Origin of the sequence: Streptomyces sp. SM11 (assembly GCF_002910905.1) — a bacterium.
In the GTDB taxonomy this organism is placed as follows: domain Bacteria; phylum Actinomycetota; class Actinomycetes; order Streptomycetales; family Streptomycetaceae; genus Streptomyces.
In genome coordinates, this window is sequence record NZ_NEUE01000302.1 from 48216 (window position 1) to 71896 (window position 23681).

Here is a 23681-nt window from a genome sequence, read left to right on the forward strand (position 1 = left end):
GTTTCACGTGACGGCCGGCAGCGGCCCGGCCTCACAACGGCCGCAACACTGGTTCCTTCTGGACCGCACCCAAAAGCCGGTCGAGCGCCAGCTCCACGTCTTCCTTCCAGGAGAGCGTCGTCCGCAGATCCAGCCTCAGCCGCGGGTACGCAGGATGCGGCCGCACTGTCTTGAAGCCAACGGCCAGCAGATGATCCGCAGGGAGTACGCACGTGGCCTGCTCGGACCGCGCGTTCCCGAACGCCTCGATCGCCTTGAAGCCCCGGCGCAGAACATCCTTGGCCACCGACTGCACCATCACACGGCCCAGCCCCTGGCCCTGGTACTCGGGAATGATCAGACCGGTGATGAGCTGGACGGCATCGGGAGAGACCGGGCTGGTCGGGAAAGCCGTCGAGCGGGGGACGTACGCGGGCGGGGCGTAGAGCACGAAGCCGACCGGCACGTCGTCCACATAGACCACCCGGCCGCAGGAGCCCCACTCCAGGAGGATCGCGGAGATCCAGGCTTCCTTCTCCAGTTCCGGCTTGCCCGCCCTTACCGCGGCTTCCCCGCTGACCGGGTCAAGCTCCCAGAAGACGCACGAGCGGCAACGCTCGGGGAGGTCCGGAAGGTTGTCCAGGGTGAGTGGTACGAGCCGACGCCCCATGACGGCGATTCCTCTTTTCCTTCGCCCGCCGCATCACGTGCGGCTGCCAGCGTGCTCCGTTCACGGAACAGACTGCCGACGAATCCCCCGACGGCACCCAGGCCCAGACCGACCGTGACGAGCCCACCGCGGCTCACTCTTCGCAAGGCCTCCGCCCTCCTCTGAGGTCGATCACCGTGGATGCGCCATCCCAGAACGCATCGTATCCACCCAGAGGTGATGCGGATACCGAGAGAGAGCAAAGGGCGGACCGTGTTCCGGTATGCACCGGCGCACGACCCGCCCTTCCGCGAGAATCTGCGGCTCAGCCCTCGTCGTCCTCCTCGGACGTCTCAGCGAGCCGACGCTCCAGCACACGACCCTCACCCGGGGCGAGACTGCCGAGAATCCGGTCCAGATCCTCCATCGAGGCGAACTCGACGACGATCTTGCCCTTCTTCTGCCCCAGGTCGACCTTCACCCGGGTCTCAAAGCGGTCGGACAGACGGGTCGCCAGGTCGGTCAGGGCGGGGGACAGTCGGCCGCCGGCCCTCGGCCCCTTGGGCTTCGGAGAGCTCGAAGGGCGCGAGCCCATGAGCGTCACGATCTCCTCGACCGCACGCACCGAAAGCCCCTCGGCCACGATGCGGTGGGCCAGCCGGTCCTGCTCCTCCGAGTCGTCCACGGACAACAGGGCACGGGCATGACCGGCGGAGAGAACGCCCGCGGCGACCCGGCGCTGCACCGGCGGCGAAAGCCGCAGGAGCCTGAGCGTGTTCGACACCTGCGGCCGGGAGCGGCCGATCCGGTCGGCCAGCTGGTCATGGGTGCACTTGAAGTCCTTGAGCAGCTGGTCGTACGCGGCGGCCTCTTCCAACGGATTCAGCTGAGCCCGGTGGAGGTTCTCCAGCAGCGCGTCCAACAGCAGCTTCTCGTCGTCCGTGGCGCGGACGATGGTGGGAATCCGCTCCAGGCCCGCTTCGCGGCAGGCCCTCCACCGACGCTCACCCATGATGAGCTCGTAGCTGCCCGGGCCCACCTTCCGGACGACGACCGGCTGGAGAAGGCCGACTTCCTTGATGGAGACGACCAGCTCGGCCAGCGCGTCCTCGTCGAAGACCTCACGGGGCTGACGGGGGTTCGGAGTGATCTCCCTGATCGGCAGCTCGGCGAAGTACGCGCCGGACGTCCCCGCCTCCTGCTCGGACCGGTCCTCCGGGGCGGACGCCGGCTCCGGCACGACCGGGACGGACGGCAGCGCGGTCACCTTCGCCGCGGCCACCCCGCGCTCCGCCGTCAGAACCGGACCCGCACCGGACGACGCCGGGCCGCCTCCGGGCGCCGACACCTGCTTCTCCTGGGGAGCGGCGGGGATCAGCGCACCGAGCCCACGCCCCAGCCCTCTACGACGCTCACTCACTGAATGCCCTCCGAAACGTTCTGCTGGCTGTTCTGACTGCTCGTGTGGACGTGCTGAGCCTCGTAGTGCACCCCGACGCCCCGCAGGGCGATCTCCCGGGCGGCTTCGAGGTACGAGAGTGAACCGCTGGAGCCCGGATCGTAGGTCAGTACGGTCTGCCCGTAGCTCGGCGCCTCCGAGATGCGCACCGACCGCGGGATGCTCGTCCGCAGCACTTCCTTGCCGAAGTGGGTACGGACCTCCTCGGCGACCTGAGAGGCGAGCCTCGTCCGGCCGTCGTACATCGTCAACAGGATCGTCGAGACGTGCAGATCCGGATTCAGATGGCCCCGCACCAGGTCGACGTTCCGCAGGAGCTGCCCCAGGCCTTCCAGCGCGTAGTACTCACACTGGATGGGGATCAGCACCTCGGCCCCGGCCACCAGCGCGTTCACCGTCAGCAGACCCAGTGAGGGCGGGCAGTCGATGAGGATGTAGTCCAGCGGCTGCTCGTACGCCTGGATGGCCCGCTGAAGCCGGCTCTCCCGTGCCACCAGCGAGACCAGCTCGATCTCCGCACCGGCGAGATCAATAGTGGCGGGGGCGCAGAAGAGACCCTCGACGTCCGGTACGGGCTGGACCACCTCGGAGAGCGGCCGGCTCTCCACCAGGACGTCATAGATCGAAGGAACATCGGCGTGGTGATCGATGCCCAGAGCCGTGGAGGCGTTGCCCTGCGGGTCGAGGTCGACCACCAGAACGCGCGCACCGTGCAGGGCCAGGGAAGCGGCAAGGTTAACCGTCGTGGTTGTCTTGCCGACTCCGCCCTTCTGGTTGGCCACCACCATGACGCGGGTGCGGTCAGGGCGGGGCAGCCCTTCGCCGGCGCGGCCGATGGCCTCGACCGCCAGCTGAGCGGCACGGCCGATGGGTGTGTCGTCCATCGGCGGCGGTGTTTCACGTGAAACACCCTCACCCACGGACTCGGTTCGGGGACCGGGGACCGGGTCGGTCATCGGTCCCGCGATGTTGGCGTCGGACCGCAAGGATTCACTCTCCTCGGCTTCAGGCTCGCAATGAACAGAGCCTGCCATGCTTTCGGGGTCGTGAACCAGCGAGGCCCGCTGTTCTGTGGATGAATCCGTGCGTGTGGACAACTCGGCAACCCGTCCGGGCTTGCGGTCGCGCGGCGTGGCAGCCGCACGACCGCGGCCGATGATTCCCTGCAGCAGAGAGCGACGTTTCACGTGAAACACGATGCCCCCGCGGAGCAACTACCAGGCCACGACACTCCGCACGAGGTGCGTATCGCTACTTTCCGGTAGAACCACTGCTAAGCGGCACAAGACGCTCTCTACTCCGCATATCGGCCGACCGCTCGAAGCCCTCGACTGGACGGCAACAGCGTCCCGCGATACCGCTCAGCGACGCCTGCGCATGCGGCCCGTCCGGGCGGCCTTGGCCCTCTTTGCGGCGAACCTCACACCGCCCGGGCTCTCGCCCACCACGACACGGACCACCGTGGAGAGCGGATCGACCACGCCTTCGCCGACATGGAGCACCTCGGTCTCCAGCACGCCGAGCTTGCTGAGCGCCGCCCTGGCGCCGTTGAGCTCCTCCTCGGCGGTGTCGCCCTTGAGCGCGAGCATCTCCCCGTACGGCTTCAGCAGAGGCACGCCCCAGCCCGCCAGCCGGTCCAGCGGCGCCACCGCACGGGCGGTCACCACCTGAACGGGCTGAAGCGTCCCGAGGACCTCCTCGGCCCGGCCGCGCACGACCGTCACATGGTCCAGTCCGAGCAGGTCGACGACCTCCTGGAGGAAGTTCGTCCGCCGGAGCAGCGGCTCCAGCAGGGTGATCTTGAGATCGGGGCGCACCAGGGCCAGCGGGATACCGGGCAGACCCGCGCCCGAGCCCACATCGCAGACGGTGACGCCTTTGGGCACGACCTCGGAGAGCACCGCGCAGTTCAGCAGGTGCCGCTCCCACAGCCGGGGGACTTCACGCGGCCCGATCAGGCCTCGCTTAACCCCGGCATCCGCAAGAAGCTCCGCATACCGGACAGCCTCCGGGTAGCGCTCTCCGAACACCATCTGCGCCTCCGCAGGTGCCTGGGGGAGCTCTGCTGCCTCCGTCACGGGGACCGTCCTTCCATACCGCACTAGCGCACTGTGGGTGGCTGACTATCAGGCTGACAAAGATCGGCCCCGCCTGCGAACAGACGGGGCCGACAGTACAAGGATCCGGTCAGGCCGGGAGAACGACGACGAAGCGCTGCGGCTCCTCGCCCTCCGACTCGCTCCGGAGACCGGCCGCGGCGATCGCGTCGTGCACGACCTTGCGCTCGAACGGCGTCATCGGGTCCAGCTTCACCGGCTCACCGGAGCTCTTGACCTCGTTCGCGGCCTTGGCACCCAGCTCCGCGAGGATCTCGCGCTTCTTGGCCCGGAAACCGCCGATGTCCAGCATCAGCCGGCTGCGGTCGCCGGTCTCCCGGTGGACGGCCAGCCGCGTCAGCTCCTGGAGCGCCTCCAGGACCTCGCCGTCCCGGCCCACGAGCTTCTGGAGGTCGCGTGCCGATTCGCTGATGATCGACACCGCGGCCCGGTCCGCCTCGACGTCCATGTCGATGTCGCCGTCGAGGTCGGCGATGTCGAGCAGTCCCTCAAGGTAGTCGGCAGCGATCTCGCCCTCCTGCTCCAGGCGGGTCAGGGTGTCGCTCCCGGCCTCAGCGGCGGCCGTGGAAGTGGTGCCTTCCGTCACGGATGGACTCCTTCTTACTTCTTGGACGGGTGCTTGGGCCGCTGCGGGCCCTTGCGCTGTCCGGACTTGGCTTGGCGTGAGGAGCCGGAGGCGGGCTTGCCCGCCGACTTCGGCTTGTCGTCCTGCGGTGCGTCCTGCTTCTCGAGCGAGGTCTTGGAGCCGGCTTCCGCGTGCTCCGAGTCCTTGGCTCCACCGGCCGTCTGGCGCTTCGCCTTGGTCTGGCGCTTGGGCTGCTGCCGCTTGTGCGCCTGGCTGCCCTCGGCATCGGCGGCGGCGGTCTCGCTCTTGTGCACCGTGCCGTCCTCCTGGGCCGCGAGACCCAGCTTGCCGAGACCGGTGATGAACTTGCGCTCGATGTCGTTGCGGTCGGGACCCTTGGCGACGATCGCCTTGACGGTGTTGCGCCGAGTACGGCCGCGCACCTGCTCGTGGGAGGCCACGCTCTTGAGAACCCGCTGGAGGTAGGCGTCCTGCGCCTTGCTGCCCGGCGTCGGGTTCTGGTTGATCACGTACATCTGCTGACCCATGGTCCAGACGTTCGTGGTCAGCCAGTAGACGAGGACACCGACGGGGAAGTTGATACCCATCACGGCGAAGATGACCGGGAAGATGTACATCAGCATCTTCTGCTGCTGCATGTACGGGGTCTTCACCGTCAGGTCGACATTCTTCGTCATCAGCTGGCGCTGGGTGAAGAACTGCGACGCGGACATCAGCACGATCATGATCGCGGTGATGATCCGGACGTCCAGGAGATCGGCGTTGAGCGAGGTGACCTTCTCGACGCTGTCCGTGAACTTCGCGGCGAGCGGGGCGCCGAAGATGTGGGCCTCACGGGCGCTGTCCAGCAGGTCCTGGTTGATCGCCCCGATCTTCTTGCCCGAGGCGATGGACGAGAGCACGTGATACAGGGCGAAGAAGAACGGGGACTGCGCCAGGATGGGAAGACACGAGGAGAGCGGGTTGGTGCCCGTCTCCTTGTACAGCTTCATCATCTCTTCGGACTGACGCTGCTTGTCGTTCTTGTAGCGCTCCTGGATCGCCTTCATCTTCGGCTGGAGCACCTGCATATTGCGGGTCGACTTGATCTGCTTCACGAAGAGCGGGATCAGGCAGATCCGGATCAGCACCACCAGGGACACGATCGACAGGCCCCAGGCCCAGCCGGAGTCGTCGCCGAAGAGCGCCCCGTAGACCTTGTGGAACTGAACGATGACCCATGAGACAGGTGTGGTGATAAAGCTGAACAGACTGGCAATCGTGTCCACTAATCAGGCTCCTTGAGCATTGGGCGAGGTCTCTGCTGCCGGGCTCGGCGGTTCGGAGACCGACCCCCCGGACGGCACATCAGTGGCGGACTCCCCGCCCTTTTCGCCGCGCAGGGCGTTGCGCAGCAGCTCGTGCCACCGCGGACGCTTGCGTGGCGGAACATGATCCACACCGCCGGGTGACCACGGATTGCACCGCAGGATGCGCCAGGCCGTCAGCGCTGTTCCCTTGATGGCACCGTGCCTGTCGATCGACGTATATCCATAGTGGGAACACGACGGGTAATAGCGGCAGACAGGCCCGAGGAGCGGACTGATCGTCCACTGGTACAGCTTGATGAGAGCAAGCAGCGGGTACTTCATCGCGCGCCCCCTCCCAGCAGCCGCTGAAGAGCGACGTCCAGGTCTCGGGCCAGCTGTGCATGGTCGGCGTCGCCCGCACCGGGCAGCGCCCGTACGACAACAAGGCTACCGGGGGGCAGCTGAGCCAGCCGGTCGCGGACCAGGTGGCGGAGCTTCCGCTTCACCGCGGTACGGACGACGGCGCCCCCCACGGCCTTGCTGACAACGAAACCCGCACGCGGCGGGGGAACAGTCTCCCCCGTCACGTGCGGGTCCGTTTCATCGCTGCGTAGATGGACGACGAGCAGCGGACGTCCGGCTCGACGTCCTCGTCGTACCGCGGTCGCGAAGTCCTCGCGCCGCCTCAGCCGATTCTCGGTAGGCAGCACGTCATGGACCTGTAAGCGTTATCAGGCGGACAGGCTGCTGCGGCCCTTGCCACGGCGGTTCGCGAGAATCGCACGGCCGGCACGGGTACGCATGCGCAGCCGGAAGCCATGGGTCTTGGCGCGACGACGGTTGTTCGGCTGGAAGGTGCGCTTGCTCACTCGGGGGCTCCAGAAATGATTCGTGTGTTGGCGGGACATCGCCTGGCTGTCACCGTGCGCCCACGAGGAACTCGCGTAAACGCCTTAGTGCACCGCTTCACAATCACAGATCGTGATCTTTGCCCATCGGAGGCAGGCGGCAGCAGCCATCGACAACTCGACCTGGTCACGGTACGCGCGGCTACGCCATCCGGTCAAACCGGCCTCGCGTGACCCCCCATTGTGCACAGCCTGTGGACAACAACTTGAACAGCGCGGGTCGGCCTGACTACCGTGGCTGAACTCCGGTTCTTTTCCTTCCCGACTGCCGGGCCTCACCCGACCCGACCCATCCCGTCCCGAGAACCACACATTCGTGGGACATGCGAGAGAGCGTGCCTTGTGGCTGACGTACCTGCCGATCTTGCCGCAGTGTGGCCGCGAGTGCTGGAACAACTCCTCGGGGAGGGCCAGCAGGGCATCGAGCCGAAGGACAGGCAGTGGATCGAGCGCTGCCAGCCGCTGGCACTCGTCGCCGACACCGCACTGCTGGCCGTTCCCAATGAATGGGGCAAGCGCGTCCTGGAGGGCCGGCTCGCGCCGCTCATCAGCGAGACGCTGACCCGCGAGTGCGGCCGCCCCATCCGGATCGCGATCACCGTCGACGACTCCGCGGGCGACCAGCCCGCTCCGCCGTCGCCCCCGATGCACCAGTCGCACCAGAGCCAGCAGGGCCACCGTTACCCGGCGCAGCAGCCGCGTGAGGACTCCCAGCGCAACGACGCGTACGACGGATACGGCCACCGGCCCTCCGACGACGGAATGCCGGTGGCGCGGCCGGCCTACCCCGACTACCAGCAGCAGCGCCCGGAGCCCGGCGCCTGGCCGCGTACCCAGGAGGACCTTTCCTGGCAGCAGCCGCGGCACGGCGGGTACCAGGACCGCGAGCAGCCCCCCGGCGAGCCGTACCGCGAGAGCGAGTCCTACCGGGAGAACGAGCAGTACCGGGAGCAGCCCTCCGAGCAGTGGCGCGAGCCGTACGGCACCGGGCGCCCCCAGCAGCCGCAGCACGACTACCGGTCGCAGCCGCCCGAGCACCAGGGGTACGAGCAGCAGCGTCCCGACCGGCAGGACCAGCAGCCGCAGCACCGCCAGGGCGGTCACGGCCCCGGGCGGACCGGCGGCTCGGTGCCCGGCCCGATGGGCGCCCAGCCGGCCCCCGCGCCGGGCCCCGGCGAACCGCACGCCCGGCTGAACCCGAAGTACCTCTTCGACACCTTCGTCATCGGAGCGTCCAACCGGTTCGCGCACGCCGCGGCCGTCGCCGTCGCCGAGGCGCCCGCGAAGGCGTACAACCCCCTCTTCATCTACGGGGAGTCGGGCCTCGGCAAGACCCACCTGCTGCACGCCATCGGGCACTACGCGCGGAGCCTCTACCCGGGGACCCGGGTGCGGTACGTGAGCTCGGAGGAGTTCACCAACGAGTTCATCAACTCGATCCGCGACGGCAAGGGCGACACCTTCCGCAAGCGCTACCGCGACGTGGACATCCTGCTGGTCGACGACATCCAGTTCCTGGCGAGCAAGGAGTCGACGCAGGAGGAGTTCTTCCACACCTTCAATACGCTGCACAACGCGAACAAGCAGATCGTGCTCTCCTCGGACCGGCCGCCCAAGCAGCTGGTGACACTGGAGGACCGGCTGCGCAACCGTTTCGAGTGGGGCCTGACCACCGACGTCCAGCCGCCCGAGCTGGAGACCCGGATCGCGATCCTCCGCAAGAAGGCGGTGCAGGAGCAGCTCAACGCCCCGCCGGAGGTCCTGGAGTTCATCGCCTCACGGATCTCGCGCAACATCCGTGAGCTGGAGGGCGCCCTGATCCGGGTGACCGCCTTCGCCTCCCTCAACCGGCAGCCGGTGGACCTCGGACTGACCGAGATCGTCCTCAAGGACCTGATCCCGGGCGGCGAGGAGTCGGCGCCGGAGATCACCGCACCGGCCATCATGGCGGCCACCGCGGACTACTTCGGCCTCACCGTGGACGACCTCTGCGGATCCTCGCGCAGCCGGGTCCTGGTGACGGCGCGCCAGATCGCCATGTATCTGTGCCGGGAGCTGACCGATCTCTCGCTGCCGAAGATCGGTGCGCAGTTCGGCGGCCGCGACCATACGACGGTGATGCACGCGGACCGCAAGATCCGGGCGCTGATGGCGGAGCGCCGCTCCATCTACAACCAGGTCACCGAGCTGACCAACCGCATCAAGAACGGCTGACGCCGGCTCCCGGGCTTCTCCGGGAACGTTCCTCAGGAGCGCCTGTCGCGGACCCCGACGGTCCGTGGCAGGCGCTTTTTCGCGTTCCCAGGGCCGGTAACGGGGGTTCGGGAGCCCTCGACGCACCCTCCCGAGCGTCACCGAGGCCCGCGACGAGTGCCCCGCCGAAGCCGCGCTGTTCGAATACGGGCTGCTCAGAGGCTCTTCTCCACAGATGTGCGGGAAATCTTCCGTCCACAGCCTGGGGACTGGGAAGTTGTCCATATTGCGTCCACAGGACGCGCTGCCGATACTCCATCAGGCCAGGTCACATGGTTGGGGATTTGTGGTCAACCGTCATCCACAGCCTGTGGACAGAATTTTCGTCCACAGGGGGGCGTCGATGTTGTCCACCGGCGGCCCACAGGCTGAGCCCTGTTGTCCCCAGCTCTTCCATGCTTCTCCACACCTCTGTCCACTGTTCGGCAACGCAACACACGCTCTCACCGCCCGGAGTGAAAGGCGTCACACCAAGGTGGTCGGTTGGGCTGTGGGGAACGTGGGTAAAGCTGGGGACAGGCCTGGGGAGAAGTGGCCCCCTCCTGTGCATCGGGTGTGCAGAACTTTCGCCCGTCCACAGAAAGCCCCGGTTGTCCACGGGCGCCACCCACAGGACCGGTGGACAAAAAACCGTCGCTGACCTGTGCAAACGACGTTATCCACGGTATCCACAAGGCCTACTACTACTACCACCCAGAGTTAGCCAGGAGTCAGCTTCGAAGTGGGGCCTGTGTACAACTCGACCGTCGACCGCCGCGAAGCTTTTGGCCCGACTTGACCCCGAGCAGCAACGACTGTCGGTGCCGTACGTCAGACTGGACCCCGGAGCCTCCCCAGCCCTCGGCAGGGAGCTCCGGTCCAGACGACGAAGGCCAGCAGGGCGAGCGAGCAACAGCAGGAGGCGGTTCCGGTGAAGATCCGGGTGGAGCGCGATGTACTCGCGGAGGCGGTGGCCTGGGTGGCCCGCAGCCTCCCGGCCCGTCCGCCGGCGCCCGTTCTCGCGGGCCTTCTGCTGAAGGCCGAGGACGGGGCTCTCAGCTTCTCCAGCTTCGACTACGAGGTCTCCGCCAGGGTCTCCGTCGACGCGGAGATCGACGAGGACGGCACGGTGCTCGTCTCCGGCCGGCTGCTCGCCGACATCTGCCGCGCCCTGCCCAACCGCCCGGTGGAGATCTCCACCGACGGTGTGCGCGCCACGGTCGTCTGCGGCTCCTCGCGCTTCACCCTCCACACACTGCCTGTGGAGGAGTACCCCGCACTGCCGCAGATGCCGACCGCCACGGGCACCGTCCCCGGTGAGGTCTTCGCCTCGGCCGCCGCCCAGGTCGCCATCGCCGCCGGCCGCGACGACACGCTGCCGGTGCTCACCGGCGTGCGGATCGAGATCGAGGGCGACACGGTCACCCTCGCCTCCACCGACCGCTACCGCTTCGCGGTCCGCGAGTTCCTGTGGAAGCCGGAGAACGCCGATGCCTCGGCGGTCGCGCTGGTGCCCGCCAAGACCCTCCTGGACACCGCCAAGGCGCTCACGAGCGGCGACACGGTCACCCTGGCACTCTCCGGCTCCGGCGCGGGCGAGGGCCTGATCGGTTTCGAGGGCGCCGGACGCCGGACCACCACCCGGCTGCTCGAAGGCGACCTGCCGAAGTACCGCACGCTCTTCCCGACCGAGTTCAACTCCGTCGCGGTGATCGAGACGGCCCCCTTCGTCGAGGCCGTCAAGCGTGTGGCCCTGGTCGCCGAGCGCAACACCCCCGTACGGCTCAGCTTCGAGCAGGGCGTCCTCATCCTGGAAGCCGGTTCCAGTGACGACGCACAGGCTGTGGAGCGCGTCGACGCGGTGCTGGAGGGCGACGACATCTCGATCGCCTTCAACCCGACGTTCCTGCTGGACGGTCTGAGCGCGATCGACTCCCCCGTCGCCCAGCTCTCGTTCACCACGTCCACCAAGCCCGCCCTGCTCAGCGGCCGTCCGGCCGTCGACGCCGAGGCGGACGACGCGTACAAGTACCTGATCATGCCGGTGCGTCTTTCCGGCTGATCCCGGTTTCCCCCGGCCGATCGGGGGACGTGACCGCGGCAGTTCCCGGCGGGCCCCTTCGGTGCGGAGCGGGCCCGCCGTGCTGTCCCCGGCCGGGCGTAGGCTCGGTCCTGGGTGCAAACGCCCCGACGCTTATCGCCACGACGCTTAAGGAATCTCTGATGGAGCTCGGTCTCGTCGGCCTCGGCAAGATGGGCGGCAACATGCGCGAGCGCATCCGCCGCGCAGGCCACACCGTCATCGGTTACGACCGCAACCCGGATGTCGCCGATGTCCACAGTCTCGAAGAGCTTGTGGGCAAGCTGAAGGGCCCGCGGGTCGTCTGGGTCATGGTCCCGGCCGGTGCCGCGACCCAGTCCACGATCGACGAGCTGGCCGAGCTGCTCTCGCCCGGCGACGTCGTCGTCGACGGCGGGAACTCGCGCTGGACCGACGACGAGAAGCACGCCGTCGAGCTGGGCCGCAAGGACATCGGCTTCGTGGACTGCGGCGTCTCCGGTGGCGTGTGGGGCCTGGAGAACGGCTACGCCCTGATGTACGGCGGCACCGAGGAGAACGTGGCGAAGGTCCAGCCGGTCTTCGACGCGCTGAAGCCCGAGGGCGACTTCGGCTCCGTGCACGCGGGCAGGGTCGGCGCCGGCCACTTCGCGAAGATGGTCCACAACGGCATCGAGTACGCCATGATGCAGGCCTACGCCGAGGGCTGGGAGCTGCTGGAGAAGGTCGACTCCGTCACCGACGTGCGCGAGGTCTTCCGCTCCTGGCAGGAGGGCACGGTCATCCGTTCCTGGCTGCTCGACCTCGCGGTCAACGCGCTCGACGACGACGAGCACCTGGACAGGCTCCGGGGCTTCGCCGCCGACTCGGGCGAGGGCCGCTGGACGGTGGAGGCCGCGATCGACAACGCGGTGCCGCTGCCCGCGATCACGGCGTCGCTGTTCGCGCGGTTCGCCTCGCGGCAGGACGACTCGCCGCAGATGAAGATGATCGCCGCGCTGCGCAACCAGTTCGGCGGGCACGCGGTCGAGAACAAGAAGTAGCCCCGCACCGGCACCACCGGCAGCGGCGAACAGCAAACGGCACCACACGCACCACAGAGCGGAACAGGAAGGCCCGGGAGGTCGGCGCACATGCATGTCACCCATCTCTCGCTGGCCGACTTCCGCTCGTACGCCCGGGTCGAGGTCCCTCTCGACCCGGGCGTCACCGCGTTCGTGGGGCCCAACGGACAGGGCAAGACCAATCTCGTCGAGGCCGTCGGCTATCTCGCCACCCTCGGCAGCCACCGGGTCTCCTCGGACGCCCCGCTGGTGCGGATGGGCGCGGAGCGGGCGGTGATCCGTGCGGCGGTGACCCAGGGCGAGCGTTCGCAGCTGATCGAGCTGGAGCTGAACCCAGGCCGCGCGAACCGGGCCCGTATCAACCGGTCCTCGCAGGTCAGACCGCGTGACGTGCTCGGCATCGTACGGACGGTGCTGTTCGCGCCGGAGGATCTTGCGCTGGTCAAGGGCGACCCCGGGGAGCGGCGGCGGTTCCTGGACGAGCTGATCACGGCGCGTTCGCCCCGGATGGCCGGGGTCCGCTCCGACTACGAGCGGGTGCTCAAGCAGCGCAACACGCTCCTCAAGTCCGCGGCGATGGCGCGCCGGCACGGCGGCCGCACGATGGACATGTCCACGCTCGACGTCTGGGACCAGCATCTGGGCCGGGTGGGCGCCGAGCTCCTCGCGCAGCGTCTCGATCTGATCGCCACGCTCCAGCCGCTGGCCGACAAGGCGTACGGGGACGTCGCGCCGGGCGGCGGTCCGGTGGCGCTGGAGTACCGCAGCTCGGTCGGTGGGGACGTGGGTCCCGCGCGCACCCGCGACGAGCTGTACGAGCAGCTGATCGCGGCGCTCGTGGGGGTCCGCAAGCAGGAGATCGAGCGGGGCGTGACCCTCGTCGGTCCGCACCGCGACGATCTGGTGCTCGGTCTGCGGGGGATGCCGGCGAAGGGGTACGCGAGTCACGGCGAGTCCTGGAGTTACGCGTTGGCGCTGCGGCTGGCCTCGTACGAGCTGCTGCGCGCCGAGGGCAACGAGCCGGTACTGGTCCTGGACGACGTCTTCGCCGAGCTGGACGCCCGCCGCCGGGAGCGGCTGGCGGAGCTGGTGGCCCCGGGCGAGCAGGTGCTCGTGACGGCTGCCGTGGCGGAGGACGTTCCGGGGGTGCTGGCGGGGACGCGGTACACGGTGACCGCGGGCGAGGTGGAGCGCGGATGACCGGCCGGGGCGAGAGCGCGTCGGGCCGACGGGGATCGGCCGCCCGCGCGAGCGGTACGGGCGCGGCTCGCGCGAAGCGTACGGGCGCGGACCTGGCCGGTGGCGCGGGAGACGCGCTCCCGGATCCGGCAGCTTCGGGGACGTTCTCCGGAGCGTCTTCCGGGGCGTCGAAGCCGCCCGAGGTGACCGGGGTCGATCTCGCCCGGGTCGCGTTGCGGGCGGCGAAGGAGCAGGCCAGGGCGCGGGGCGCGGCGGCGCAGCAGAAGAAGCAGGCCCGGCGGGGCGGCGGGCTGCGCTCGGGGGCCCGGTCGGACGGCCGGGATCCGCTGGCGCTGGGCTCCGCGATCAACCGGCTGATCACCGAGCGGGGCTGGGAGACGCCCGCGGCGGTCGGCGGGGTGATGGGGCGGTGGCCGCAGATCGTCGGCGCGGATCTGGCGAAGCACTGCGTACCGCTGCGGTACGACGACGATCCGGACGCTCGGGTGCTGACCGTGAGCTGTGACTCGACGGCGTGGGCGACGCAGCTGCGGCTGCTTGCTCCGCAGCTGGTGGCCCGGCTGAACGCGGATCTGGGGCAGGGCACCGTACGGATGATCAAGGTGGTCGGGCCGGGTGGTCCGGAGCGCCGGTACGGGCCGTTGCGGGCGCCCGGCAGCAAGGGGCCGGGAGACACCTACGGGTGAGGCGCCGTCCGGCCGTCTGAAGCGGCCGGCCGCCGTGGGCTTCGCGGTCGGCTTCTTCTCCGCTCCCCGCCGCTTCCGTGCGGGGCGCAGCTCGGCACGGTTGAGCTGCACTTTCGGCGTAAAATTGTCGTGTACTGGGCGAGCGTGTGACCGGGTTCGTCATGGTTCGCGCGGGCGGAAACCGGACGGTACGGCCGGAGCGTCCCTCACCGTAGCGGGAGGTTGACAGGCCGAAGCGCTCAAAGCCCGTCAGGGCCTCTTGGAGCCCCTTCCTGAATATGGGGAGTCGCGAGCGGCTCATTCAGGGCGGCACATGCGTACTCAGGTACCGGCAAACCCCCATTCATGTCAGTGCTACCGGTAGACTGATGAGTAATCCCGCCGCTGAGGCGGGAGTCGTTGATACAAGCCGAACGACGCAGCCGCTCCCGCCTGTCCGGAGAACGGCCTGTGCTGTGCCAGAAAGGGCGCTTCGTGGCCGATTCCGGCAACCCCAACGAGAACATTCCGTCCACAGACGCTGAGGCGGGAGAGGTCACCGCCACCGCGTACGACGCCAGTGCGATCACCGTGCTGGAAGGGCTGGACGCGGTCCGCAAGCGACCCGGTATGTACATCGGCTCGACCGGTGAGCGCGGCCTGCACCACCTCGTGCAGGAGGTCGTCGACAACTCGGTCGACGAGGCGATGGCCGGCCACGCGGACACGATCGACGTCACGATCCTCGCCGACGGCGGGGTGCGCGTGATCGACAACGGCCGTGGCATCCCGGTCGGCATCGTGCCGTCCGAAGGGAAGCCGGCCGTCGAGGTCGTGCTGACCGTCCTGCACGCGGGCGGCAAGTTCGGCGGCGGCGGTTACTCCGTCTCCGGCGGTCTGCACGGCGTCGGCGTCTCCGTCGTCAACGCCCTGTCCACCCGGGTCGCCGTCGAGGTCAAGACCGACGGCTACCGCTGGACCCAGGACTACAAGCTCGGTGTCCCGACCGCGCCGCTGGCCCAGCACGAGGCCACCGAGGAGACCGGTACGTCGGTCACCTTCTGGGCCGACGGGGACATCTTCGAGACCACCGAGTACAGCTTCGAGACCCTCTCGCGCCGCTTCCAGGAGATGGCGTTCCTCAACAAGGGCCTCACTCTCAAGCTGACCGACGAGCGTGAGTCGGCGAAGGCGACGGCGGGCGCGGACAGCGCGGACGCGGTCGAGCCCGCCGACGAGGAGACCGTCCGCTCGGTCACGTACCACTACGAAAACGGCATCGTCGATTTCGTGAAGTACCTCAACTCCCGCAAGGGCGATGTCATTCACCAGTCGGTGATCGACATCGAGGCCGAGGACAAGGACCGTCTCCTCTCGGCCGAGATCGCCATGCAGTGGAACACGCAGTACACCGAGGGCGTCTACTCCTTCGCCAACGCGATCCACACGCACGAGGGCGGTACGCACGAGGAGGGCTTCCGTGCGGCGCTGACCTCGCTGGTCAACCGGTACGCGCGCGACAAGAAGCTGCTCCGCGAGAAGGACGACAACCTCACCGGCGAGGACGTCCGCGAGGGACTCACCGCGATCATCTCGGTGAAGCTGGGCGAGCCGCAGTTCGAGGGCCAGACGAAGACCAAGCTGGGCAACACGGAGGCCAAGACCTTCGTGCAGAAGGTCGTCCACGAGCAGCTGACGGACTGGTTCGACCGGAACCCCAACGAGGCCGCCGACATCATCCGCAAGGGCATCGCCGCCTCGACCGCCCGGGTGGCGGCCCGCAAGGCGCGCGACCTGACCCGCCGCAAGGGGCTCCTGGAGAGCGCCTCGCTGCCGGGCAAGCTCAGCGACTGCCAGTCGAACGACCCCACCAAGTGCGAGATCTTCATCGTCGAGGGTGACTCCGCCGGTGGTTCGGCGAAGTCCGGCCGCAACCCGATGTACCAGGCGATCCTGCCCATCCGCGGCAAGATCCTGAACGTCGAGAAGGCCCGGATCGACAAGATCCTCCAGAACACCGAGGTCCAGGCGCTGATCTCGGCGTTCGGTACCGGGGTCCACGAGGACTTCGACATCGAGAAGCTCCGCTATCACAAGATCATTCTGATGGCGGACGCCGACGTCGACGGTCAGCACATCAACACCCTGCTGCTGACCTTCCTCTTCCGCTTCATGCGGCCGCTGGTGGAGCAGGGCAACGTCTACCTCTCGCGTCCGCCGCTCTACAAGATCAAGTGGGGCCGGGACGACTTCGAGTACGCGTACTCGGACCGGGAGCGCGACGCGCTCGTGGCGCTCGGCAAGCAGAACGGCAAGCGCATCAAGGAAGACTCCATCCAGCGCTTCAAGGGCCTCGGCGAGATGAACGCCGAAGAGCTGCGCATCACCACCATGGACGTCGACCACCGGGTGCTCGGCCAGGTGACGCTGGACGACGCGGCGCAGGCCGACGACCTGTTCTCGGTGCTCATGGGCGAGGACGTCGAGGCGCGGCGCTCGTTCATCCAGCGCAACGCCAAGGACGTCCGCTTCCTCGACATCTGAGTCGGCCGTACCAGCGACGCCGCAGCTCGAAAGGACTTTGACCAGCAATGGCCGACGAGAACACCCCTGTGACACCTGAACCCGCGACGCCCGAGGAAGTTATCGTCCCCGGCGTGGGCATGCGTGTCGAGCCCGTCGGGCTCGAGACGGAGATGCAGCGCTCCTACCTCGACTACGCGATGTCCGTCATCGTCTCGCGTGCGCTCCCCGACGTACGGGACGGCCTCAAGCCCGTCCACCGCCGGGTGCTGTACGCGATGTACGACGGCGGCTACCGCCCCGAGAAGGGGTTCTACAAGTGCGCCCGCGTCGTCGGCGACGTCATGGGCACGTACCACCCGCACGGCGACTCCTCCATCTACGACGCCCTGGTGCGCCTCGCGCAGCACTGGTCGATGCGCATGCCGCTGGTGGACTCCAACGGCAACTTCGGTTCCCCGGGCAACGACCCGGCCGCCGCCATGCGGTACACCGAGTGCAAGATGATGCCGCTGTCCATGGAGATGGTCCGGGACATCGACGAGGAGACCGTCGACTTCCAGGACAACTACGACGGCCGCAACCAGGAGCCGACGGTCCTGCCGGCGCGCTTCCCGAACCTGCTGGTCAACGGCTCCGCGGGGATCGCGGTCGGCATGGCGACCAACATCCCGCCGCACAACCTCCGCGAGGTCGCCGCCGGCGCCCAGTGGTACCTGGAGCACCCCGAGGCCTCGCACGAGGAGCTGCTGGACGCGCTGATCGAGCGCATCAAGGGGCCCGACTTCCCCACCGGCGCGCTGGTCGTGGGCCGCAAGGGCATCGAGGAGGCGTACCGCACCGGCCGCGGCTCGATCACGATGCGCGCGGTCGTCGCGGTCGAGGAGATCCAGGGCCGTCAGTGCCTGGTCGTCACGGAGCTTCCGTACCAGACCAACCCCGACAACCTCGCGCAGAAGATCGCCGACCTGGTCAAGGACGGCAAGGTCGGCGGGATCGCGGACGTCCGCGACGAGACCTCCTCGCGTACGGGGCAGCGCCTGGTCGTCGTCCTCAAGCGGGACGCGGTCGCCAAGGTCGTCCTGAACAACCTGTACAAGCACACCGACCTCCAGACGAACTTCGGCGCGAACATGCTGGCGCTCGTCGACGGGGTGCCGCGCACGCTGTCGATCGACGCGTTCATCCGGCACTGGGTGACGCACCAGATCGAGGTCATCGTCCGGCGGACGACGTTCCGGCTGCGCAAGGCGGAGGAGCGGGCGCACATCCTGCGCGGCCTCCTCAAGGCCCTCAACGCCATCGACGAGGTCATCGCCCTCATCCGGCGTTCCAACACGGTGGAGATCGCGCGTGAGGGCCTGATGGGCCTGCTGGAGATCGACGAGCTCCAGGCGAACGCGATCCTGGAGATGCAGCTGCGCCGGCTGGCCGCGCTGGAGCACCAGAAGATCACCGCCGAGCACGACGAGCTCCAGGCGAAGATCAACGAGTACAACGAGATCCTGGCCTCGCCCGCCAAGCAGCGCACCATCGTCAGCGAGGAGCTGGCGGCGATCGTCGACAAGTTCGGCGACGACCGGCGCTCGAAGCTGGTGCCCTTCGACGGTGACATGTCCATTGAGGACCTGATCGCCGAGGAGGACATCGTCGTCACGATCTCCCGCAGCGGTTATGTGAAGCGCACGAAGACGGACGACTACCGCTCGCAGAAGCGCGGCGGCAAGGGCGTGCGCGGGACGAAGCTGCGGGAAGACGACATCGTCGACCACTTCTTCGTCTCGACGACGCACCACTGGCTGCTGTTCTTCACGAACAAGGGCCGGGTCTACCGGGCCAAGGCGTACGAGCTCCCGGACGCCGGCCGGGACGCGCGCGGCCAGCACGTCGCCAACCTGCTGGCGTTCCAGCCGGACGAGAAGATCGCCCAGATCCTGGCGATCCGCGACTACGAGGCCGTGCCGTACCTGATCCTGGCGACGAAGGGCGGTCTCGTGAAGAAGACCGCGCTCAAGGACTACGACTCGCCGCGCTCGGGCGGTGTCATCGCGATCAACCTGCGCGAGATGCCGGACGGCGGCGACGACGAGCTGATCGGCGCCGAGCTGGTGTCGGCCGAGGACGATCTGCTGCTCATCAGCAGGAAGGCCCAGTCGATCAGGTTCACCGCGACGGACGACGCGCTGCGCCCGATGGGCCGTGCCACCTCGGGCGTCAAGGGGATGAGTTTCCGCGAGGGCGACGAACTGCTCTCGATGAATGTCGTCCGGCCCGGTACGTTCGTGTTCACTGCCACCGACGGCGGGTACGCGAAGCGGACCCCCGTCGACGAGTACCGCGTCCAGGGCCGTGGCGGCCTCGGCATCAAGGCCGCCAAGATCGTGGAGGACCGCGGATCGCTCGTCGGTGCGCTGGTGGTCGAGGAGACCGACGAGATTCTCGCCATCACGCTCGGCGGTGGTGTGATTCGTACGCGAGTCAATGAAGTCAGGGAGACGGGCCGTGACACCATGGGCGTCCAACTGATCAATCTGGGCAAGCGCGACGCCGTCGTCGGTATCGCGCGCAATGCCGAGGCCGGTCGTGAGGCGGAAGAGGTCGATGGGGCCGACGACGCCGACGGCGAGATGGCCGAGGTCCACGCCGAGGGCGTGGCAGAGGGCACTGTCGAGGGCACGGAGCCTTCGACCGGGGAGCACGAGGAGTAGAGCGTGAGTGGAGCCACGGGCGCCGGTCCGGCCGCTTCCGGAGCCGGCGCGAACGGTGCCCGTGGCCCTGCCACGGACTCCCAAGGGGGCACTGTGACGGACACACGAGGGCCTCAGCCCCAGTACGAGGGTTACGCGACCGGGCCCTTGCCCGGCGAGCGTGAGCCCGCACCGGGGCCTTCGGGGCCGTACCACCCGCCCCAGGCGTACCAGGCGCCCGGCGGCGGTACCCAGGGCGGCCAGCGGCGCCCCGGAGATCCGGCCGGCGGCACGCTGGGCGGGGCACAGGGCGTGGGCGGCGCCCAGGCGACGCGCAAGCCGCGCACGGGGGCGCGGACCACTCCGCGTACCCGCAAGGCACGTCTGCGGGTGGCCAAGGCCGACCCGTGGTCGGTGATGAAGGTCAGCTTCCTGCTGTCGATCGCGCTGGGCATCTGCACGGTGGTGGCGTCGGCGATGCTGTGGATGGTCATGGACGCGATGGGCGTCTTCGAGACCGTCGGGGGCACGATCAGCGAGGCCACCGGCTCGAACGAGAGCAACGGCTTCGATCTGCAGTCGTTCCTGTCGCTGCCGCGCGTGCTCATCTTCACCTCGGTCATCGCCGTGATCGACGTGGTGCTGGCCACCGCGCTGGCGACGCTGGGCGCCTTCATCTACAACCTGTCGGCGGGCTTCGTGGGCGGCGTCGAGCTCACGCTGGCCGAGGACGAGTAGCGCGCCGGGTATCGATTTTGGGACTGGCCCCGACGTGCGCTAATCTTCAGAAGTCAGCGCGACAGCGCGGCGGGGCTATAGCTCAGTTGGTTAGAGCGCATCCCTGATAAGGATGAGGCCACAGGTTCAAATCCTGTTAGCCCCACCAGCACGAAGGCCCCTCACCGGGAACGGTGGGGGGCCTTTGACATCTACGGCTGACATCAGCCGATCAGTGGATCTTCCAGGAGTTCCGCGAGCATTGTCACGGCCTCCCGCTCACCGTCGCCCACCACGTGGGTGTAGACGTCCATGGTCATGCTGATCTGGCTGTGCCGGAGGATCGCCTGGGCGACCTTGGGGTGCACCTTCAGGAACGCCAGCAGGGTGCCGCAGGTGTGCCGAGCGAGCCGCACTGTGATCCGGCGGACCCCGGCCCGCTTCACGAGCGCGTTGAAGCTCCGGGAGAAGCCCACGGGGTCGATCAGCCCGCCACGCTCCGACGAGAAGATCAGGTCCTGCCCCGGCTCCTGGCTCCAGCCATCGCCCACGATCCGGCGTTCGAGGTCTTGGAGCTCCCGACGCTCCTCCAGGGCGCGGGCGCAGAACTCCGGCAGCGGAAGCACGGCGTGCGAGGACTCAGTCTTGAGGTCTTTAAGAACCAGGCCGACACCCTTCACCCGCTGCACCTGCTTGAGCGGCGTGAACTGACGCTGATCGAAGTCAATGTCCTGCCAGCGCAGCCCCAGTACCTCACTCCGGCGCAGGCCGAGAACGAGCACCAGGACGCAGGCCGCGTACAGCCGGTGGGCCCGAGCGGACCGCAGGAACGTGATGGCCTCCCGCGCGTTCCACGGCTTAGCTTCCTTCTTCGTCACCTTCGGCATGTCCACCAGCTCGGCCACGTTCCGGGTCAGCAGCTCCTCGCGCACGGCCCGGTTCAACGCGTTCCGGAGGACTCGCAGCACCTCGAAGCGGGCGGCCGGCGGAACCTCCGTGCGCTTCAGCTCGGCCATGAACGCGCGGAGCTGAGCCGGGGTCAGCCGAACCAGTGACTTCTTGCCCAGGTGCGGGACCAGGTACAGCCGCACCTTGGACTCGTACTTCACGTACGTGTTGTGCTCCCGGTTTGGCTTCACGATGTGCTCAAGCCAGTAGGCCAGCCACTCACCGAGCGTCCAGGTCCGCGACGGCACCGGCACCCCGTTGCGCTCCTGCTCCTGGAGCTTGCCCAGCTTCTCGGCAGCCTCGTCGTACGTCGCGCCGTAGACGAACTTCCGGACCCGATGCCCGTCCGTGTTGGTCACGTACGCGGCGCCCTGATAGCGCCCGTCCTTCCGCCTGGTGACGGTGCCCCCGCCATTGGGACGACGCTTCGCCATCAGGCAGCCTCCTCAAGACGGGACGCGAGGAACGCCCGCAGACCATCAGCCGGGATACGGCGGCTGGAGCCGATCGTCAGCGAGGACAGGCGACGCGTACGGATCAGGTCGTAGACGGTGGTCCGGCCGACCTTGAGCCGGGCCATCACCTCGGGCACCGTCAGCAGCTCGTCAGACATCCCAGTCACCTCCATCCAGGTCTTCGAGTTCGGCGCGTGCTTCGCGGGCGGTGGTGCGGCCGGTCTGGATGTCGCGGGCGATGGTCGCGGCGAGCCAGGATTCGCCGGGGGTGTGGCCGTGTCCGGCGTAGGTCCAGTGGGCGAGGGTGAGTGTGGAGCCCTCCGGGGCGTCGTCGGGGTCGGGGAGGCCGCGTTCGCGGCGTTCCTGGCGGGCCCGGTAGTCGGCCCTCACCTGTCGGAGTGCGCCGAGGGTGGTGGAGTAGGCGCGGGACTTGGTGGAGAAGTGGCCGCGGAAGCCGAGCATGTGGGCCCAGCGCCAGAGCATCCGGTCCGGGTAGGCGTCGTCCAGGGCGTAGCAGGCTTCGATCAGGTGCCGGGCGTGGTCGGGCAGGTCGGGGAGCTTGTCCAGCTCGCCCAGCTCTCCGATGCGGCTGTCTACGGTGCCGGTGGTCTCGGCGGCTTTGGTGGCGTACTTCGCCACGTACGCGGCCACCGCCTCTTCCGACAGATCCTCGTTCGCACTCCCGGCACCGATGGGGCGGACGTCCACCTGTGTCCCCCATGCCAAGGTTCGGGCGGGGTGGTCGCCGGAGGCCGGGAGCGGGACCGTGGCGCGGGCGGCAGCCGCCTGGATCGCGTCCGTCAGCAGGGCGACGCTGGCCCAGCCGGGGGGCGGGGTCTCGGGTCCGTCGGGGCCGTCGAGTCGGACGATGGCGTGGAAGTGGACCGCGCCGCGCTTCTGGAACTCAGCGACCTTCCCGAAGGAGACCCGGCAGACCTCGGAGGCGGCTTTCTGGGAAAGGCCGGCGCGGGCAGCGATCTCCCGGCGGAGGTAGATGGTGAAGCGTCGCCAGAGGTCCCCGGCGTGGTTGTTCCACAGCACCGCGCCCGCGTAGTCGTACGTGCCGGGGTTCAGGGCGGTGCCGAGGATCGGGGAGTCCTCGGGGTGGTCGGTGCCGCACCGGCAGACACCACGGGTGGGCCGGTTGTGGACCGGGCCGAAGCTAGGGGCGGTGAGCGTCGCGAAGACCTTGGGGTGCGTGCGCACCGTGACCGGCGCTCCCTTGGCCACGTCACCGGTGAGCCCGGCGCGGATCAGGTGGAAGGTGTCCCCGGCGTAGGTCCAGGCGCAGGAGGGGCACCGGGAGGCCCGCCGGTTCCCGCACGCGACCCGGAGGCGTCCGCCGGGCTCGCCCTGGGTGCTGTAGGAGTAGAGCACCTGCCCCGACTTCGCATCCCGGGTAGTGGTCATGCCCTCCAGATGGATCGGGTCCGAGCAGCCACCGGTACGCCGGACCTGCTCCTGCCAGCGGTCGAAGCCGGGGGCGTTGGCGACCCGTAAGAGGTCAGCCAGCGTCAGCGGATCAGTGCCCACAATGGCGGCGGTCCCGGCCACGGCCGAGGGCTCTACGGGAAAGGAGGTCACTGGTCGTCCTCCCTCGGGTAGCCGTGCCCGATCGGCGGGTAGAGGCCGCGCACCTTGGCGTCTTCCTCGGCGTAGTGAGCGTCATCGACCACGGTGAAGAAGTGGGTGTAGGGGCGGACGTCGTGGGCGTCGAGGTACACGCCGATCTGCTCGGTCCGCATCTCATCCGCCCACTCCGCCGAGTCGGGGCGTTCACCGAACAGGGCGTCGTCGAAGAGGCTCACGCGGCCACCGCCACGGAGTCGGAGACCTCGGCGGTCAGGCGCTCGATGTGGGCGAGGAGGCGGGCGCGGGGCCGGGCGCTGACGGTGGCGTGCACGACGGAGCGGGCGGTGTGCTCCTCCAGCCCGGAACCGTTGCAGACCCAGCAGAACACCGACAGGCAGTCGTCCTCACCGGCCCAACCGGACCCGGCGCACTCCGAGCAGTCCGCCCACGGGCGAGAAGTCAGGAAGTACAGGCACTCAGCCGGATCGGCGCACCGCAACTCCGCGCACGCCGGGCAGGCCCGACCCAGCACCGAACGACGCACAACCACAGCAGAAGCAGTCATGATGGAA

Annotated in this window: 22 protein-coding genes and 1 tRNA gene; 9 read left to right on the forward strand and 14 right to left on the reverse strand. The window is 68.5% G+C overall.

The genetic code is table 11. The features are described from left to right. Positions 1–31: 31 nt before the first annotated feature. From B9S58_RS34870 to rpmH, 9 genes are all read right to left on the reverse strand, one after another. Entirely contained in the window at positions 32–649 is a 618-nt protein-coding gene (locus tag B9S58_RS34870; RefSeq protein WP_103535868.1) for a GNAT family N-acetyltransferase, read from the reverse strand. 304 nt (positions 650–953) lie between these two features. After that, complete coding sequence (locus B9S58_RS34875) at positions 954–2048, reverse strand: ParB/RepB/Spo0J family partition protein (protein WP_103535869.1); 1095 nt, start codon at positions 2046–2048, stop codon at positions 954–956. Then, positions 2045–3121, reverse strand: coding sequence for a ParA family protein (locus tag B9S58_RS34880; protein WP_103535870.1), 1077 nt, complete (start codon positions 3119–3121; stop codon positions 2045–2047). The genes B9S58_RS34875 and B9S58_RS34880 overlap by 4 nt, the downstream gene beginning before the upstream one ends. A 327-nt stretch (positions 3122–3448) precedes the next feature. After that, positions 3449–4165: a 16S rRNA (guanine(527)-N(7))-methyltransferase RsmG gene (rsmG, locus tag B9S58_RS34885; RefSeq protein WP_103535871.1), complete on the reverse strand. Its 717-nt coding sequence runs from the start codon at positions 4163–4165 to the stop codon at positions 3449–3451. Between the two features lie 109 nt (positions 4166–4274). Next, on the reverse strand, positions 4275–4790 hold the full coding sequence (locus B9S58_RS34890) for a R3H domain-containing nucleic acid-binding protein (RefSeq protein ID WP_030575962.1): 516 nt from the start codon (positions 4788–4790) through the stop codon (positions 4275–4277). A gap of 14 nt (positions 4791–4804) precedes the next feature. Continuing rightward, positions 4805–6058, reverse strand: a complete 1254-nt coding sequence (gene yidC, locus B9S58_RS34895; protein ID WP_103535872.1) for a membrane protein insertase YidC — start codon at positions 6056–6058, stop codon at positions 4805–4807. 3 nt (positions 6059–6061) lie between these two features. Further along, a complete protein-coding gene (yidD, locus tag B9S58_RS34900) occupies positions 6062–6421 on the reverse strand; it encodes a membrane protein insertion efficiency factor YidD (RefSeq protein ID WP_103535873.1) in 360 nt (119 codons plus the stop codon). After that, positions 6418–6789, reverse strand: coding sequence for a ribonuclease P protein component (rnpA, locus tag B9S58_RS34905; protein WP_103535874.1), 372 nt, complete (start codon positions 6787–6789; stop codon positions 6418–6420). Before rnpA ends, yidD begins: the two co-directional genes overlap by 4 nt. Before the next feature lie 21 nt (positions 6790–6810). Beyond that, complete coding sequence (gene rpmH, locus B9S58_RS34910) at positions 6811–6948, reverse strand: 50S ribosomal protein L34 (RefSeq protein WP_003967884.1); 138 nt, start codon at positions 6946–6948, stop codon at positions 6811–6813. Positions 6949–7329: 381 nt separating this feature from the next. Between rpmH and dnaA the strand changes: the two genes are divergently transcribed. The 9 genes from dnaA to B9S58_RS34960 all read left to right on the forward strand — a co-directional run bounded on the left by dnaA (position 7330) and on the right by B9S58_RS34960 (position 20303). After that, positions 7330–9201, forward strand: coding sequence for a chromosomal replication initiator protein DnaA (dnaA, locus tag B9S58_RS34915; RefSeq protein WP_103535875.1), 1872 nt, complete (start codon positions 7330–7332; stop codon positions 9199–9201). A 949-nt stretch (positions 9202–10150) separates the two neighbouring features. Then, a complete protein-coding gene (dnaN, locus tag B9S58_RS34925) occupies positions 10151–11281 on the forward strand; it encodes a DNA polymerase III subunit beta (RefSeq protein ID WP_003967886.1) in 1131 nt (376 codons plus the stop codon). A 161-nt stretch (positions 11282–11442) separates the two neighbouring features. Beyond that, a complete protein-coding gene (gene gnd / locus B9S58_RS34930; RefSeq protein ID WP_103535877.1) occupies positions 11443–12321 on the forward strand; it encodes a phosphogluconate dehydrogenase (NAD(+)-dependent, decarboxylating) in 879 nt (292 codons plus the stop codon). Between the two features lie 90 nt (positions 12322–12411). After that, positions 12412–13542 (forward strand): DNA replication/repair protein RecF, encoded by a 1131-nt coding sequence (gene recF, locus B9S58_RS34935; protein ID WP_103535878.1) that lies wholly within the window; start codon positions 12412–12414, stop codon positions 13540–13542. Positions 13543–13724: 182 nt separating this feature from the next. Continuing rightward, positions 13725–14228 (forward strand): DUF721 domain-containing protein, encoded by a 504-nt coding sequence (locus B9S58_RS34940; protein ID WP_103535879.1) that lies wholly within the window; start codon positions 13725–13727, stop codon positions 14226–14228. Between the two features lie 450 nt (positions 14229–14678). Next, a complete protein-coding gene (gene gyrB, locus B9S58_RS34945) occupies positions 14679–16751 on the forward strand; it encodes a DNA topoisomerase (ATP-hydrolyzing) subunit B (RefSeq protein ID WP_103535880.1) in 2073 nt (690 codons plus the stop codon). A gap of 47 nt (positions 16752–16798) precedes the next feature. Further along, the gene (gene gyrA, locus B9S58_RS34950; RefSeq protein ID WP_103535881.1) at positions 16799–19438 is read left to right on the forward strand and encodes a DNA gyrase subunit A; all 2640 of its coding nucleotides are present in this window, start codon (positions 16799–16801) and stop codon (positions 19436–19438) included. 93 nt (positions 19439–19531) lie between these two features. Continuing rightward, positions 19532–20155, forward strand: coding sequence for a DUF3566 domain-containing protein (locus tag B9S58_RS34955; protein WP_103535882.1), 624 nt, complete (start codon positions 19532–19534; stop codon positions 20153–20155). 71 nt (positions 20156–20226) lie between these two features. Continuing rightward, a tRNA-Ile gene (locus tag B9S58_RS34960) sits at positions 20227–20303 on the forward strand. A gap of 55 nt (positions 20304–20358) precedes the next feature. On the opposite strand, the gene B9S58_RS34965 is transcribed toward B9S58_RS34960, so the two are convergent. The 5 genes from B9S58_RS34965 to B9S58_RS34985 form a co-directional block, all read right to left on the reverse strand. Next, a complete protein-coding gene (locus tag B9S58_RS34965) occupies positions 20359–21516 on the reverse strand; it encodes a tyrosine-type recombinase/integrase (RefSeq protein WP_103535883.1) in 1158 nt (385 codons plus the stop codon). Beyond that, a complete protein-coding gene (locus tag B9S58_RS34970) occupies positions 21516–21695 on the reverse strand; it encodes a helix-turn-helix domain-containing protein (protein ID WP_181009556.1) in 180 nt (59 codons plus the stop codon). The genes B9S58_RS34965 and B9S58_RS34970 overlap by 1 nt, the downstream gene beginning before the upstream one ends. Next, positions 21688–23121 carry a replication initiator protein RepSA gene (repSA, locus tag B9S58_RS34975; RefSeq protein ID WP_374935736.1) on the reverse strand — a complete coding sequence of 478 codons (1434 nt, stop codon included), beginning with the start codon at positions 23119–23121 and terminating at the stop codon, positions 21688–21690. Before repSA ends, B9S58_RS34970 begins: the two co-directional genes overlap by 8 nt. Continuing rightward, a complete protein-coding gene (locus tag B9S58_RS34980) occupies positions 23118–23345 on the reverse strand; it encodes a hypothetical protein (protein ID WP_103534981.1) in 228 nt (75 codons plus the stop codon). Before B9S58_RS34980 ends, repSA begins: the two co-directional genes overlap by 4 nt. Beyond that, positions 23342–23681 (reverse strand): hypothetical protein (locus tag B9S58_RS34985; protein ID WP_258045121.1); only part of this gene is annotated, 340 nt, incomplete at its 5' end. The genes B9S58_RS34980 and B9S58_RS34985, both read right to left, overlap by 4 nt.